Below are 13,810 nucleotides of genomic sequence, written 5' to 3'. Positions count from 1 at the left end.
ATGACCGAAGAGCGTAACGAAGGCATGGGAGGCGGCCAAGTGGCTGCTGACGAACTGCGGCTGCTGATCGAGCGCGCTGAACGCCTCGAGGAAGAGAAGAAGGGAATCTCGGACGACATCAAGGACGTGTTCGCCGAGGCCAAGGGCCGCGGTTACGACCCCAAGGCGATCCGTAAGATCCTGTCGATCCGCAAGCTCAAGCGGGAAGAATACCAGGAGCAGGAGGCGATCCTTGAGGTCTACCTTCAGTCGCTGGGGATGATCTGAGCCATGTGGGGCCTGATCAAACGCGCCGTCGTCGGTCGGGCCCCTGTGGCCCAGCCGCGCCCATCAATCGAGGACCGCCTCGCGCGGCTCGACGCCGACATCGATCGCGGGATCGCCGATGCTCGCGCTCGCCGGCTGGCCCGCCCGCCGCGTGCTGAGCACGAACGCTTCATCCGCGCCCGGCCGAAGGTCGCCGAGCTCAAGCACGCTATCGCTATGCAGCACGTGGAGCTCTGACAGTGGATAATGGCGACAAGCTCTTCATGATGATCATCGCGCTGTACGCAGTCTGGCAGCTCTGCCGAATTGCGCGCGCTGTAGAGTCGATCAGCACCGAACTGCTGGCCCTCCGCACGATCGCCGAGCAGAACCGCCGGTGACGCTCCTGACGGGCTTCGACCTGTGCCGCGCCGCTATGAGCGTCGTCGGAATCAGTGCGCCCGAGCAGAGCGTGCTGAACGTGCTCGCCGTCATGGCAAACGACGAGGCTCAGTGCTGGCCTGGGATCAATGGTCCGGCCGGGCTGACGGGCAAGACCAAGCTGTCGGAGCGCAGCGTGCAGCGCGCAGTGCAGGCGCTCAAAGATGCGGGCCACATCAACTGGCAAGACCTCCCCGGCCGGGGTCGGATCTATCTGGTCCACCCCCGTCAGCCTGACACCCCCGCCACAGTGACGCCCCGTCACACAGTCACCCCCGTCAGGGAGGCGCCGACCCCCGCCACAGTGGCACCCAAACTACCAAGAACCACCATACCCCCGAAGGTGGCGGGCAAGCACGATACTGCTGGCACGCTTGTTCCTCTCGACTTCACGCCGATCGTCAAACCGGACTCGATCACCGGCAAGGCGATGGCAGCTTGGCCGCCTGGTCTCGAAGCCGAGCAGGTCGAGCACTTCATCGACCGGCACATCACGCAAGGCACGAAGAGCCTCGATTGGCAGGCTTCGTGGAGAACCTGGGTCAAAAACTGGAAGAGCTTCAATGGCAAACGAACTCACGACCGTCGACCAGCGTACCGCGGTAACGACCTCACCCCGATGGCAAGAGCCCTCGTTGAACGGGAGGCTGGCCGATCTGGTGCTTGGGACTGACCCCCTGCCGACCCGGCTGCCCGTGCTGACCGATGTTGAACTCGTAGACGCTGAGCAGGCTCTGGCCGTCTACCGCGCCGCGCCTCGGACGAGCTCGCCGCGCGCCGTTGATCGCGTCATGGCAAAGCTGGTGGTCGCCTATCCCGCCGCGCGGGTGTCGGTCGAAGAGGCCAGCGCCCGCCTCGACGTCTATGCCGAGCAGCTGAGCGATATTCCCGCAGACGTGCTGATGGCTGGCGCGATGGCCGCGGCGCGGACGATGAAGTTCTTCCCCTCGATCTCGGAGATCCGCGCTGCTGCGATGAGCCAGCCCGCCCCCCCGCGGATCCAGCGGCAGTGGCGCCTTTCGCAACTGATCGAAGCGCGCGCACGTCGCGGGGCTGGTAATTCCGCCGCCGAGCGCTGCCGCCCGGATGAAGCGGCTGAGATCGTCGCGGCACTAGGTGGTCGGTTCGCAGCGGCTGCCGATCCAAGCCGCCCAAAGCCGCAGGGCGGAAACCCTAACCGCGGGGCGCGAATGCCAAGCCGCGAGGATTACGTGCGCATGTTCGGCATCGATCCTGGTGACAATGCAGCGATCGATCCCAAGCAGATGGCAGCATGATTATGTTTAGGACATTAATAGACGCCCGTAGCTCGGTTACAAGCTTGGCCAGACTGCAGCGGCCAAACCACCCCAAAGGGCAACGGTGGTGCCCGCAATGATCAGAACCTTAACAAGCGGACTTAACCTTTCGTCTCGAAACGATGGAGCGTCGAAAATTGGATCTGGAGTCCAAGGTAGTGAAACGACCGTGGATTTTGGCTTCTCAGCGACAACGCTGTTAAGTTCCGCGTCCGTCAGCGGAACGTCGAATACGCAGCCGTACCATCCTTGGCCATCTTTCCGAACTACTTGCGCCGACCGTCCACCGAGGCCAGTCAGCCCGAGGCCGATCCGCGACGGTATTTTAAGATCCGCTGAACCCGGAATAACGAATCCCGTAAGTGATAGGTCAGAAACAACGATCTCGTATGGACGATTGCTATCGTCTCGCAAGGTGCCATCAAGGCCGACGGAATGCCGGGGCGCTGTGCGCTGGTCATATAACTTGGCTACAGTCGCAGTCACATCAGTTTCCTCTGAGAACAGCAAACTTCTATCTGACTACGTTTGCCAGCGACTGAATCAATTTAGTTAGCGAAACGTTACCGGCGATCGATGGCGGTTCAGTTTTATTTCAAGAGCGAGGGTTGAGACGATGGGGCGGGGAAACATTGGGCCGTTGGCCTCCGATTGGTGCATCCTGCGCATGTGGGGCCTGGCACGCTGGGCTTGGTTGCATCCCTGCAAGGCGCGGGCATGGACGTTTGGACGCCGACTGAGCACATCAAGCGCCGGGTGCCGCGCAGCAAGAGCACGGAGCATCGCATTGTGCCGCTGGCACCGACTTACGCGTTCGCCAGACGAGTGCACATGGCGGACCTACAGCACATCGAGCGCATGGACGTCTCGCCGCATCCGCGCTTCTCGATCTTCCGGTACTACGGAGAGACCGTCTTCGTCCGGCATCGCGAGCTGTCGCCGCTGCGTGTGATGCAGCAGGATAGCTACCTTTCCTCACTGCCAGCGAGCGGCAGATCCCCAGGCAGAGCAAGAGGCAAGGCATATGATGTCGGCGACGAGGTCACCTTCACCACCGGGCCATTCACTGGCTTCAAGGGCTTCGTCGATCTAAGCGATGGGCTGACGACGACTGTGATCGTCAGCCTATTCGGGCGCGCGCAAGAGGTGAAAGTAGAGACTTTACAGCTTCGTTCCCGCAATGTACCAGTGAGGAAGAAAGCTGCTTGAGCAGCCCGCGACGAGCGTGACCGGCTGGCGACATCGCCTTACTGCCCTCGTCCCCAACGCAGAGGCCCGATTAGGGTACTTGGGCGATTGTCCCACGGTATGGTTAGATGCGACGTTACTTTGTGCATTGATGTGGCCTATGCTTTTAGGTCCACTACGCTCAGGAACTTTGTATGAAGAACGTTGCCAGTCTGGTTCTAGCATCCATCTTAGTTGCCGCTCCGGCGCACGCGCAAACGGTGAACGACGATGTCCGGTGCCTGGTTGTAACCAGTGCCGTCGGCGAGCAGGCCGCAAACGAGCCAACGCGGAAGGTCGCGAATTTGACGGCGGCGTTCTATATGGGGCGGCTGGATGCACAAGTTCCCGCAACTGTTGCTGCAGCCCTCAAGTCTCAGCCGGCTGTCGCCGGAACCGCCGCGCTGGGGATTTTCAAAGCCTGCGCCGCGAAGGCACAGGGCGCACAGGCGCGCTTGCGCGCAGAATCTCGGTGATTTGACGACGCCAAGAAATTGATCGTGAGATGAGGTGCGGAATGGAACGAGCAGCGCGAGGCGCCTTCTACTTCACCACCGCTGACCATGGAGAGGCTATTGGCATGCGTACACTGCAGACTGCCGAGGAGATGTCGAGCGGGTCGCGCCATCAGGGGCGCAGCGATCGGCTTATCGAGGATGTAGAGCAACTTTCGCAGGATCTTAGAAAGCGCATTGGCTAGCCACCTTCATCCCCTCACGCAGGAGCGATGCGCTGAGCGACTGTCCTACGGTATGGCAACAGTCGCATGCTCTCGTCGCGGATATTAATACTCAGGGGACTGGCTTTCCAATCCCCTGAGTGGCGGTCTCATCGAGACCTTGTGCTGGATCCGTGGTCCGAATACGCGATTGAATTATTGCCGGCGATGTTGAGTAAGCCGTGGTCATTATCCGCGACATGATCGTCAGGCCATGGTGATTGCTCCGAGCCGTGATCGCTATTGGCTTCGCTGCGGCAACGCTCAGATGGCCTATCTCTTTTACGCTCAAATGTACTCAGCATCTTATCTCTCCAATGCTCGACCTCGAGTCGGGTCGTTTTTTGATTGGGAGCCTTGCTGAGAGCGTCGTCAAGTCCCCTCCGGCAACGCTTATAGCTTAACAGCCCGCGAAATCTTGCTGCGAGTGGTCGAGAGCGTTGTGCTGTGTCCCTATTCCTCAGAGCAACGTTGCTGAATGGCGCAGGAGATGGTGTGGCATCAACCTTCCGACCCGCTACTGCTGACCGCGTTGAGGCTATCGGCATGCGCGTGCTGCTTATTGCCGAAGACATGCGAGCAGGGTCTCGGCACCATGGCCGCAGCGAGCGCCTTATCGACCAAGCTGAGCAGGCAGCGATCGATCTCCGTGCCGCCGTGCGTGGGCGCTGATGGGCTGGTCTAAGGTCAGCCGCCATCAGCGCGGCTATGGCACTGCGCACGACAAGATGCGAGCTCACCTGCTCGCCACTGTCATCACCTGCGAGGGTGAATGCAAAGCAAAGGGCATCGAGACGCTGGGCACCATAGCCGACCACATCGTCCCGCTGTCGCGGGGCGGCACCGGCGAGAGAGCGAACTACCAGCTGCTCTGCAAGGACTGCTCGGACGCCAAGACGCTGGCCGACAAGGGCGCCACGGCGCGTCCTGCTGGTGGCGTGGATCGAGCAGGGCGGCCAACAGCGGCGAATCATCCATGGAACAAGCGCCAGTCGCTATCGTGAGGATGGGTATGCAGATTTCAGCTGAGATCCTTCTTCGGGGTAACGGCTTCGTTGCTGGCGATCTCATCGTCGGTTGCGGGCCGAAAGCCGCTGGCCGATGCATTCTGCCTAATGAACTGGCTGACAGCGTTGTGAACCGGGTCGACGCCAGTCCCGAATCTAATGTTGCCACCATTCAGCCACTTCATCCCGCCGATGATCTCAACCGTGCCTCCGTTGTACCACAGGACGCAGCCGTCGAAAGTGCAGCGGACGTAACTGTTCCCGTCAAGCGTGATACTTTCGTCGGTGAAGGTGCGGTCGATATATTTCATTCTGCAGCTCCAGTGGTCGTTCGCACCGTCACCGTAGCGGGCCGGGTTGCCGTCGCAAGGCGCTCCCCGGCCTGACCCACCCCCCGGTCGAAAGTCTGGGGCCGGCGCCCACCCGTACCGACCACGTGGGGCGTGCGCACTGCGAGTAATTTTTGAGGGGGGAGGGTTTCGACCGGTCCGCCGCGGGAGGCCATATGGCCGAGGTCATCGAGATTGTCGGGGGTGACGGCGTTCCGCCGGAGCCGAACTGGCGCAACATCTTCGGCCGGGCCGCGGACCGCGAGGCCGCATCGTCCTACTGGAAGAGCATCATCAGCGAGATGCGCGGCGCCGAGAAACTGGCGGTTGCCAACTCGCATGCGGTCATCCGACTGGTCGTCGCATACGTCACGTTCGATCAATCCGCGAAGGAGGTGATCAAATCTGGCCCGGTGATCAAGGCCAAGAAGACCGGCGTCCCGACCTACAACCCATGGTGGACGACGATGTCGAACGCCGCGAGCCAGGCGCAGGCGCTCGAGAAGGAGCTCTGCATCTCACCACGCGAACGCGGCGCTGGGGCCAAGGTCGTCAAGAAACAAACCCGCACTACGGGTTCGGCGCGGTTCCTAAAACAGCGTGGCTAATCGTTTCCTCGCTGATCCTGATCCGACGACGGCATGGGCGAAAGCCGCGGTCGACGGGAAGCTGTTCACGGCTGGTGAATTCGTCCGCTATGCGGCCGAGCGGCACCTGCGGGACATGCGTGACGGTGAGCGGCGCGGCATTTACTGGCGACCGGATGCTGCGGGCCATGCCCTCGACTTCCTGCCGTCGGTTTTCCAGGTCACCGACGGGCCATCTGCGGGCCAGCCGTTCTACCCGCTCGAGTGGCACACGTTCGTCATGGGCTCGCTGTTCGGCTGGCGCACTGCAACCGACCGTTGGCGGTTTCGGTCAGGCTGGCTGGAAACCGGCAAAGGCCAGGCCAAGTCGCCACTGATGGGTGCAATCGGCGTCTACATCATGGGCTGGTGCGATATTCAGCGCGCCCAGTGCTATGCCATCGGCGAGGACAAGAAGACCGCCAATGTCCTGTTCCGCGACGCCGCGGCCATGTGCCGCGCGACGATACCGGAGCATGACGAAGGCGAAAGCCTGGAAGGCCTCGGCGAGGTCGTTATCCGCGGCGAATTGGAGAACGCCTGGAAGATCGAGCATCCCGACAGCGGGTCGTTCTTTCAGCCGATCGCCAGCGGCGAAAGCCTTTCCGGTCCGCGACCGAACTATGTCGCGGGCGACGAGATCCATGAGCTTACCGACGAAAACGTGTTGCAGACGTGGAAGCGCGGCATCGACAAGGTCGCCGGTCACGCGCTGATGCTGATGGGCACGAACACGCCCGCCACGTCGCAGCATGTCGGCACGTCCTACTCGGACATGTACCAGCAGATTGCCAAGGGTGAGGCGCGCGACGACACAGCGTTCGCGTTCGTCGCGCGGATCGACAAGGCCGATCGCGAGACGGTGTTCGAGAACGAGAAGGTCTGGCAGAAGTCGCTGCCGGCGCTGGGCGAGACGTTCCCGATCGAGAATATTCGCGAGACGGTTGCCTCCGCGCTGCTGCGGCCGTCGACCAAGTCGAGCGTCCTGCGACTGTATTTCGGGGTTGATACCGCATCGGCGGACTTCTGGATCGACGAGGAAAAGTGGGCCGCTGTGCAGGGTCCGGTCGATGAGACGATGATGCGCAACCGGTTCTGCCGGCTGGCGCTCGATCTTTCGCAGAAGAACGATCTAACCGCGGTCAGCGCGGCTTGGGAGCCAATCGGCGACGAGCCCCTGGCGGTGAAGAGCTGGTATTGGACAGCGGCGGGCACCACCGCCGGCCACCTCAAGGAGAAAGGTGAGCGCGATCACGCCCCTTACGTCGAGTGGGTCGAGGATGGGTTCCTGGTCGCCACGCCGGGTGCGACGATCGATTACACTTTCGTCGCGATGCAGGTGTCCAAGCTCTACGCCGAGCACAAGGTGCTCGAGATGGTTGCCGATCCGGCCTTCATCTCGAGTTTCATGGACGCATGTGCAGAGGTCGGGCTTGAAGCCTGGTTGTACGGCGGCCCAGATAAACCAACGGGACGCGGGCTCAAGATCGTCGCGCATGCCCAGGGCACCCGCATTATGTTCGAAGACCGGCAGCTTTGCATGCCGCACTCGATCACAAAGACCGAGGACGCGATTCTCGCGCAGCGGGTCATCATCGACAATTCGCCGGTCACATACAGTTGCGCGGCAAACGCCGCGATCGACCCCGACGGTCAAGGCAACCGCATGTTCAACAAGAAGAAATCACGCGGGCGTATCGACGGCATGGTCACTACCACGATGGCGATCGGCGCTGCCGTCTCCAGCCTGAAGACGAAGAAAAAGAGCGTGTATGCCTCCCGCGGCATCATCCGCGTCTAACAGGAGGGTGTACGTCTATGTCGCCTGATGATTATCGCCGCCAGGCTGGCGGGCGAAGGTCCTTATCGCCTTCGCGCGCGATCGCCGCAGCCAAGGCGGCAACTGGGCAGAGCCATGGTGGGCCGATCATGGCCTACCAAGCCTACGATTTTGCAGACCCGACCCTTCATGAGATGATGCGCGGCGATGGCGGTCGAACCGGGGTTGCAGGGATCGCGGTCAATGAACGTGCTGCGCTTCGCAACAGCACCTTCTTTCGGGCCATGTCGCTGATCTCCGGCTCAATAGGCATGCTGCCGCTTCATCTCATGCGCAGAGCTGCGGACGGGAAGATTGAAAAGGCGCGGGACCACCCCTTGTTCAGGGTATTGCATCGCAAGCCAAACGACTTTCAATCCGCCACTCAGTTCAAGAGCTACATGCAGCTTTGCGCCTTGCTCGACGGCAATGCATTCGCGCTGATCGTCCGGTCGAGGGGCGCGGTACGTCAAATTGTCCCCCTCCCCCGGCGATCAGTAAAGCCGCAGCTTTCAGCGACCTTTGAGCTGAGCTTTCGGTACCAGCCCAAATCGGGTGGCGCCGTGACGCTTGCCAAGGAAGACATCTTTCACTTCCGCGGCCCTATTTCTCTGGACGGCCTGACTGGCGTTTCCCTGCTGGACGTCGCTGCCGACACGCTAGGCCTGTCGCATCGTGCGCTTCAGGCTGCTGGTCGATTGCTTGACAAGGGTACGATGGCGCGCGGCGCGCTTGAGACCGATCAGACGCTTGGAGCGGAAGCGATCGACAATCTGCGCGACAGCCTTCGAGAGAACTTCTCGGGAGCAGACGCCGAAGAGGATTGGCTGATACTCGAGGAGGGGCTGAAGGCAAAAGTGCTGTCCGGCACGGCGAAGGACAACGAGCTCGTTGCGCTGCGCCAGCAGGAGGCGGAGGAGATATCGCGCTTTACCGGCACTCCGCGCCCGCTGCTGATGTTCGATGAGACCAGCTGGGGCAGCGGCATCGAACAGCTGGGGCTGTTTTTCGTCACATACTGCCTCCTCCAATGGTTCGTCATTTGGGAGGAGGCCGTGTGGTTCTGCCTGCTCACGCCGGCTGAACAATACACGATGTACGCCAAGTACAATGACGGGGCGCTTTTACGCGGCTCGCTCAAAGACCAGGCTGAGTTTTTCAAGGCGGCGCTCGGTCCGAATGCGGCTTTCCTTACCCCGAATGAGGCTCGCGACAACTTCGACCGCAACCCGATCGCGGGGGGCGACGAGCTGCCCCGCAACGGCACTACAGCCGCAGCAACTCTAGCAGAGGCTTAGGAGCAACCATGACCGACGAGCATAAAGCGCCGGGCAAGCCGCGTGCGGTACTGACCCTCAATGGCCGCCCTCTGCCGGGCAAGCCGGTGGTCGCCACCCCAGGCACACCGATGCCGCGTGCCATATCGAGCGTGAACGGCAAAGACCGCCCTAGCGCCCTCCCCATGCCTGCCGATCGATCGGTATCGGCATTGGCGCGACCAAACATCTTGGAAAAGTGGTCTGCCGATGCAGCAGGCATTCGCGCGGTCGAGAGCGGTGACAACGTCATCACCATGTTCGGTGCCATCGGCGAAGATTATTGGTCTGGCGGGGGCATCACCGCAAAGACGGTGACGGCTCAGTTGCGCGCAATCGGTGACCGCCCCGTTGAGATTCAGATCAATTCGCCAGGCGGTGACATGTTCGAGGGGATCGCGATCTACAACGTCCTGCGCGAACATGATCAGCCGGTGACGATCAAGATCATGGGCATGGCCGCGTCGGCTGCGTCGGTCATCGCAATGGCAGGTGACACGGTCGAAATCGGTGCGGCGTCGTTCCTCATGATCCACAATTGCTGGGTCGTAGCCGTCGGCAATCGCCATGACATGGCCGAGACCGCGACGTATCTGGCACCATTCGATCAAGCGATGGCCGACGTTTACGCGCAGCGCAGCGGGCGGACCGCGGCCGAATGCGCGAAGTGGATGGACGATGAGACCTACATGTCTGGGTCCGTCGCGATCGAGCGGGGCTTCGCGGATACGCTTCTAACGGCCGACAAGACGACGCGAGACGAGCAGGCGAAGGCCTCCGACCGCGAGCGTACCGCGATCACCGCGCTTGAACTGAAGCTCGTCGCCGGCGGCGATACGAGATCTCAAGCGCGCGATCACATCACCAAGATCAAGGGCACGCCAGGCGCTGCCCCTGTAGCCGACACGCCAGGCGCTGGCGGCGAGACCGAGTTGACCGGCCTGCTGGCGGGTCTGCTCACCACCATCAAGAGCTAGGAGCTCCACCATGAAGAGAATGAACATGGCCGCCCTCGTGGCGGTGGCGACGGTGCTCGCCCACCCGTTCCGCACCCTTGCGGCGGCAGCAAGCACCAAGCCGGAACCGAAGCTGCGGCTCACGGCTCCTACCCTGCCCGCTATGCCGCGCGCGATCGCGGGCACGGTTCGCGCTGACGGGTCCGATCCCGCCACGCTCATCCGTGCGCTGAATGGCGCATTCGACGAGTTCAAGACGACGCATGCTCGCGAGATCGAAGAGATCAAGGCCGGCAAGACGGACGTCCTGACCAAGGACAAGCTCGACGCCATCAACGCCACCCTCACGGAGCTGCAGACTGCTGTCGATGATCAGGCAAGGATCAACGCGGCCGCGAAGCTGGGTGACGGCGCGATCATCGGCGATATCAAGGCCGACCCGGACTATACCAAGGCGTTCAAGGCGCACATGCGCCGGGGCGATAACGCCTCGGCCGAGGTGCGGGCGGCAATGCAGAAGGGCACTGACACCGACGGCGGCTATCTGGCGCCGATCGAATGGGATCGCACGATCGGCGAGAAGCTGAAGAAGATCAGCCCGATGCGTGCGGAAAGCCGTGTCATCACGATCAGCGTCGCCGGGTTCAAGAAGTACTTTTCGGACCGCAATGTCGGATCGGGTTGGGTCGGTGAAACGGCTAGCCGCCCTGCGACCACGACTCCGCAGATCGGCGTGCTCGACTTCGTGCCGGGCGAACTCTACGCCAATCCGGCAATCTCCCAGCAGCTGCTGGACGACGCCGCGATCGACCTCGAGGAGTGGCTGGGTCAGGAAGTCGATACCGAATTCTCCCGTCAGGAAGGCATCGGGTTCCTGTCCGGCGACGGGGCGAACAAGCCCTACGGCATCCTCACCTATGTCACGGGTGCCGCAAATGCGGCTCGCCATCCGTACGGTGCGATCAAGGCGGTCAACAGCGGCGACGCAGGAAAGCTGACCGGCGATGGCTTTGTCGATCTGATGTACGACCTCCCCAGCGAGTTCGCCGGGAATGCCAAGCTGTACATCAATCGCCAGAGCCTCGGCGCTGCGCGTAAGCTGAAGGACGGCCAGGGCAACTTCCTGTGGCAGCCGTCTTATGCTCTCGGACAGCCGCAGACGCTGAACGGCGCGCCGATCGTCGAAATGCCAGACATGCCGACTGCGGGCGCTGGCAACGTTGCCGCACTCTACGGCGACATGGAAGCCACCTACCTGGTCGTCGATCGGATCGGCATCCGCGTGTTGCGCGATCCGTATTCGAACAAGCCGTTCGTGCACTTCTACACGACCAAGCGCGTGGGCGGCGGGGTGCACAACCCTGAGCCGATGCGGGCGCTCAAGATCGCCGTGAACGCATAACTTCTCGCCGGGCCGGCCTAGCGCTGGCCCGGTTCTTCGAAGCCGCGCGGCATGACCCACGGTTTCGGCGAACCAGGAGAAGACCTATGGACACGAAGACCGCCAAGAACGCCAGCAACGGCATTGCCCCGGCAACCGATATCGACACCGCTGGCGCACCGCAGCAGATCGTCCCCGACGTCGATATGGACCATCCGGCCGTCGACAACGATCCCCGTGCCGGCACCACGGTCGAGCAGAACCGCATCGACTTCAACGACCCAACGCTCGAAGGTCACGAGGCCGTCGAGCGCAATCTTCAGGTCGCTGCAAAGGCCTGACTAAGGGTGGTGCCGGACTCCTTTGTCCGGTGCCACGCTTTCCAGTGAATCGAGGTGCCTCATGGCTATTCCCGTGACCTTGCAGGATGCGCGCCGCCAGATCCAACTGGATGAAAACGACGAATCCCACGACGCTGACCTCGTCCAGTTTATCGACGACGCCGCAGCGTGGGTTGAGGAATACACCGGTCACATTCTTGTCGCGCGTGACGTAACCGAGTCGTTCCGCGGCTTCGGTGCGGTTAGGCTTCGGGCGTGGCCGATCAACGCGTCTGCAGTTCCCGGCGTTGCTTACGTCGACGCTGCTGGAGCACCCGTTGCGATCGTAGGCGCGCGGCTCGATCTCAGTTCCCGACCCGCCCGCGTATTACCGCCGGCTGGACCGTTCTATTCATTCTGCGACGCTCAGCAGGCTTTCACTGTGACAATTCGTGCGGGGTATGAGGCGGGTGACGCCGCTCCGGGCAACTTCCGTCGCGCCATGCTGATTCTGATCAGCGCGTACGACTCCGATCGCGAAGGCGGTGAGGTGTTTCAAAAAGCCGAAGCGTCTGCACGGCGGCTGTGCGGCAGACTTCGGGCACGCAGCCTGTGACGGTCGGTAAGGGCAAGGCCAGCCGATACAATCGCCGGATCCAGATCGAACGCCCGGTCACGGATAGCTCTCTGACCGGCGCCGGGTCTGGCAGCTGGGAAGCTGTTGGCTCGCCGATCGCCGCCAGCGTGGTCGATGTCCTTCCGAGCCGTGCAGAACGTCTGGCGGGCGGCATCAACGTGGCAACGCGTCCGGCCAAGGTTCGCATGCGGTTCCGTACAGATGTCACGCCGAGCATGCGCTTCGTCATGACCAAGCCATTCCCGCGCGTGATGCAGATCATCGCCGGGCCAGCTGAAGTCGGCGTTCGGGACGAAGTCGAGTTCATGGTCGAGGATTACAGCGTCGCCGGCAACGCGGCCTGATGGCGACCTCTCGTGGTGGTGGCGAGGTCAAGCGCTTCATGGCGCAACTTCCCGCGCAGATCGGAAGCCGCCTCTTGATGGGTGCGGCGCGCGCTGGCGGCGCCGTTATCCTGAAGGAGGCGAAGGCACGATCAATTTCGCAAGACGTCGACGATGCGCTGTCCATGAAGGCGAAGCGCGGCATCGGCCAGGTCACCGTGAAGATCTTGGTCAACCCAGGTTGGGCGCGTTCAGTGGGCATCTGGCTCGAATACGGAACAGCTCCGCACTTTATCAGCGTCGACGATACTCAACGCCGAGGCATGTCGGTTAAGCGGATCAATACCGTTGGCAAAGAGAAGGGCTCGCTCGTCATCGGCGGCAAGTTCGTCGGTGCGACGGTCTTCAACAAAGGTGCCCGCGCCCATCCATTCATGCGGATTTCACTCGACGTGAAGGCCGCGGAGGCAATCGCAGCAGCCCAGGCGCACATCAATAGCCGGGTGCACGCGGGCGGCATCGCTGGCGAAGCCGATGCAGGAGATAGCGAATGACCGGCGTCGAAATCGTTGGCGTCATCCTGCGCGATCACCCCGCGTTAATTGAGCGCATTCCCGTTGAGCGGATCAAAGCCGGTTCACTCCCCGATAACATCGTGTTGCCTGCGCTGCTCCTCCGGACCGTCAGTTCGATCGATCGGCAGTGGCTGAAGCGCAGCGATGTTTGGCGGGTCACGGACCGCGTCTCGGTTGCAGTCCGTGCCTCAAGCTATGCCGATCAGATCGCGATCATCCAGATCATCAAACGACTTTGCGGCGGCCTCACGGGCGACATCGGCGGTGCGCTGCGCGTGTCGATCCTGACCGCCGGTACCGGCCCCGATGTCGGAGGCCCTGCCAACAGCTACGAGCAGACACAGGACTTCCGCGTCAGCTTCGACGCGGCAGCGTGAGAGAAAAGGAACCTACCATGTCCGACACTAAGCCCAAGACGATCCGCGCCAAGCCAACCCGCGATTTCACCGACGCCGGCACCGAGCGCCACTTCGAAGCCGACAAGGCACACGATTTTACCGAGGGCGAGTTCGTCAACTTCGCAGCCGCTGGGCTGGTCGAGGCCGTCGACAGTGCCGCTGACCCGAAGGCCAAGACCGCCGCCTAACCCGC

Annotated in this window: 21 protein-coding genes; 18 read left to right on the top strand and 3 right to left on the bottom strand. The window is 62.1% G+C overall.

Annotation, left to right across the window (positions count from 1 at the left end; all coding sequences use genetic code 11):
- The first annotated feature begins 24 nt into the window (after positions 1-24).
- Positions 25-267 (top strand): DUF2312 domain-containing protein, encoded by a 243-nt coding sequence (locus tag ASE89_RS19110; protein ID WP_197977735.1) that lies wholly within the window; start codon positions 25-27, stop codon positions 265-267.
- 63 nt (positions 268-330) lie between these two features.
- Here the strand turns inward: ASE89_RS19110 and ASE89_RS20650 are convergent, their stop codons facing one another.
- A complete protein-coding gene (locus ASE89_RS20650) occupies positions 331-492 on the bottom strand; it encodes a hypothetical protein (RefSeq protein WP_156363583.1) in 162 nt (53 codons plus the stop codon).
- A gap of 14 nt (positions 493-506) precedes the next feature.
- On the opposite strand from ASE89_RS20650, the gene ASE89_RS20645 reads away from it, so the two are divergent.
- The 3 genes from ASE89_RS20645 (at position 507) to ASE89_RS19100 (ending at position 1,964) form a co-directional block, all read left to right on the top strand.
- Complete coding sequence (locus tag ASE89_RS20645; RefSeq protein WP_156363582.1) at positions 507-647, top strand: hypothetical protein; 141 nt, start codon at positions 507-509, stop codon at positions 645-647.
- The gene (locus tag ASE89_RS19105; protein ID WP_056681198.1) at positions 644-1,360 is read left to right on the top strand and encodes a hypothetical protein; all 717 of its coding nucleotides are present in this window, start codon (positions 644-646) and stop codon (positions 1,358-1,360) included. Before ASE89_RS20645 ends, ASE89_RS19105 begins: the two co-directional genes overlap by 4 nt.
- 118 nt (positions 1,361-1,478) lie before the next feature.
- Entirely contained in the window at positions 1,479-1,964 is a 486-nt protein-coding gene (locus ASE89_RS19100; protein ID WP_056681195.1) for a hypothetical protein, read from the top strand.
- Between the two features lie 36 nt (positions 1,965-2,000).
- Here ASE89_RS19100 and ASE89_RS21660 read toward each other — a convergent pair whose 3' ends face one another.
- Entirely contained in the window at positions 2,001-2,471 is a 471-nt protein-coding gene (locus ASE89_RS21660) for a PilZ domain-containing protein (protein ID WP_443024363.1), read from the bottom strand.
- 231 nt (positions 2,472-2,702) lie between these two features.
- On the opposite strand from ASE89_RS21660, the gene nusG reads away from it, so the two are divergent.
- From nusG to ASE89_RS19080, 3 genes are all read left to right on the top strand, one after another.
- Positions 2,703-3,194 carry a transcription termination/antitermination protein NusG gene (gene nusG / locus ASE89_RS19095; protein ID WP_156363580.1) on the top strand — a complete coding sequence of 164 codons (492 nt, stop codon included), beginning with the start codon at positions 2,703-2,705 and terminating at the stop codon, positions 3,192-3,194.
- Between the two features lie 173 nt (positions 3,195-3,367).
- Complete coding sequence (locus tag ASE89_RS19090; RefSeq protein WP_056681188.1) at positions 3,368-3,688, top strand: hypothetical protein; 321 nt, start codon at positions 3,368-3,370, stop codon at positions 3,686-3,688.
- A gap of 913 nt (positions 3,689-4,601) precedes the next feature.
- Positions 4,602-4,934 carry an HNH endonuclease gene (locus ASE89_RS19080; protein WP_082451793.1) on the top strand — a complete coding sequence of 111 codons (333 nt, stop codon included), beginning with the start codon at positions 4,602-4,604 and terminating at the stop codon, positions 4,932-4,934.
- A gap of 17 nt (positions 4,935-4,951) precedes the next feature.
- Here ASE89_RS19080 and ASE89_RS19075 read toward each other — a convergent pair whose 3' ends face one another.
- Positions 4,952-5,248: a hypothetical protein gene (locus ASE89_RS19075; protein ID WP_056681183.1), complete on the bottom strand. Its 297-nt coding sequence runs from the start codon at positions 5,246-5,248 to the stop codon at positions 4,952-4,954.
- 194 nt (positions 5,249-5,442) lie between these two features.
- Between ASE89_RS19075 and ASE89_RS19070 the strand changes: the two genes are divergently transcribed.
- From ASE89_RS19070 to ASE89_RS19020, 11 genes are all read left to right on the top strand, one after another.
- Entirely contained in the window at positions 5,443-5,874 is a 432-nt protein-coding gene (locus ASE89_RS19070) for a P27 family phage terminase small subunit (RefSeq protein WP_056681180.1), read from the top strand.
- A complete protein-coding gene (locus ASE89_RS19065; protein WP_056681177.1) occupies positions 5,867-7,693 on the top strand; it encodes a terminase large subunit in 1,827 nt (608 codons plus the stop codon). The genes ASE89_RS19070 and ASE89_RS19065 overlap by 8 nt, the downstream gene beginning before the upstream one ends.
- Positions 7,694-7,821: 128 nt before the next feature.
- A complete protein-coding gene (locus ASE89_RS19060) occupies positions 7,822-9,009 on the top strand; it encodes a phage portal protein (RefSeq protein ID WP_236701885.1) in 1,188 nt (395 codons plus the stop codon).
- 8 nt (positions 9,010-9,017) lie between these two features.
- Positions 9,018-10,004 (top strand): head maturation protease, ClpP-related, encoded by a 987-nt coding sequence (locus ASE89_RS19055; RefSeq protein ID WP_201781567.1) that lies wholly within the window; start codon positions 9,018-9,020, stop codon positions 10,002-10,004.
- Between the two features lie 19 nt (positions 10,005-10,023).
- Positions 10,024-11,385, top strand: a complete 1,362-nt coding sequence (locus ASE89_RS19050; RefSeq protein WP_082451789.1) for a phage major capsid protein — start codon at positions 10,024-10,026, stop codon at positions 11,383-11,385.
- Between the two features lie 86 nt (positions 11,386-11,471).
- Positions 11,472-11,705, top strand: a complete 234-nt coding sequence (locus ASE89_RS19045; protein WP_056681174.1) for a hypothetical protein — start codon at positions 11,472-11,474, stop codon at positions 11,703-11,705.
- Between the two features lie 61 nt (positions 11,706-11,766).
- Complete coding sequence (locus tag ASE89_RS19040) at positions 11,767-12,300, top strand: head-tail connector protein (RefSeq protein ID WP_056681171.1); 534 nt, start codon at positions 11,767-11,769, stop codon at positions 12,298-12,300.
- A complete protein-coding gene (locus tag ASE89_RS19035) occupies positions 12,297-12,665 on the top strand; it encodes a head-tail adaptor protein (protein ID WP_056681169.1) in 369 nt (122 codons plus the stop codon). Before ASE89_RS19040 ends, ASE89_RS19035 begins: the two co-directional genes overlap by 4 nt.
- Positions 12,665-13,198 carry a hypothetical protein gene (locus tag ASE89_RS19030; protein WP_056681166.1) on the top strand — a complete coding sequence of 178 codons (534 nt, stop codon included), beginning with the start codon at positions 12,665-12,667 and terminating at the stop codon, positions 13,196-13,198. Before ASE89_RS19035 ends, ASE89_RS19030 begins: the two co-directional genes overlap by 1 nt.
- The gene (locus ASE89_RS19025; protein WP_056681163.1) at positions 13,195-13,596 is read left to right on the top strand and encodes a hypothetical protein; all 402 of its coding nucleotides are present in this window, start codon (positions 13,195-13,197) and stop codon (positions 13,594-13,596) included. The genes ASE89_RS19030 and ASE89_RS19025 overlap by 4 nt, the downstream gene beginning before the upstream one ends.
- A 17-nt stretch (positions 13,597-13,613) precedes the next feature.
- Positions 13,614-13,805 carry a hypothetical protein gene (locus tag ASE89_RS19020; protein WP_056681160.1) on the top strand — a complete coding sequence of 64 codons (192 nt, stop codon included), beginning with the start codon at positions 13,614-13,616 and terminating at the stop codon, positions 13,803-13,805.
- Positions 13,806-13,810: the final 5 nt, after the last annotated feature.

It is taken from the genome of Sphingomonas sp. Leaf30 (assembly GCF_001422525.1).
Classification (GTDB): Bacteria; Pseudomonadota; Alphaproteobacteria; order Sphingomonadales; family Sphingomonadaceae; genus Sphingomonas; species Sphingomonas aerolata.
The sequence above is the reverse complement of the archived record's forward strand: the minus strand, read 5'-3'. Positions and strand labels throughout refer to the sequence as shown.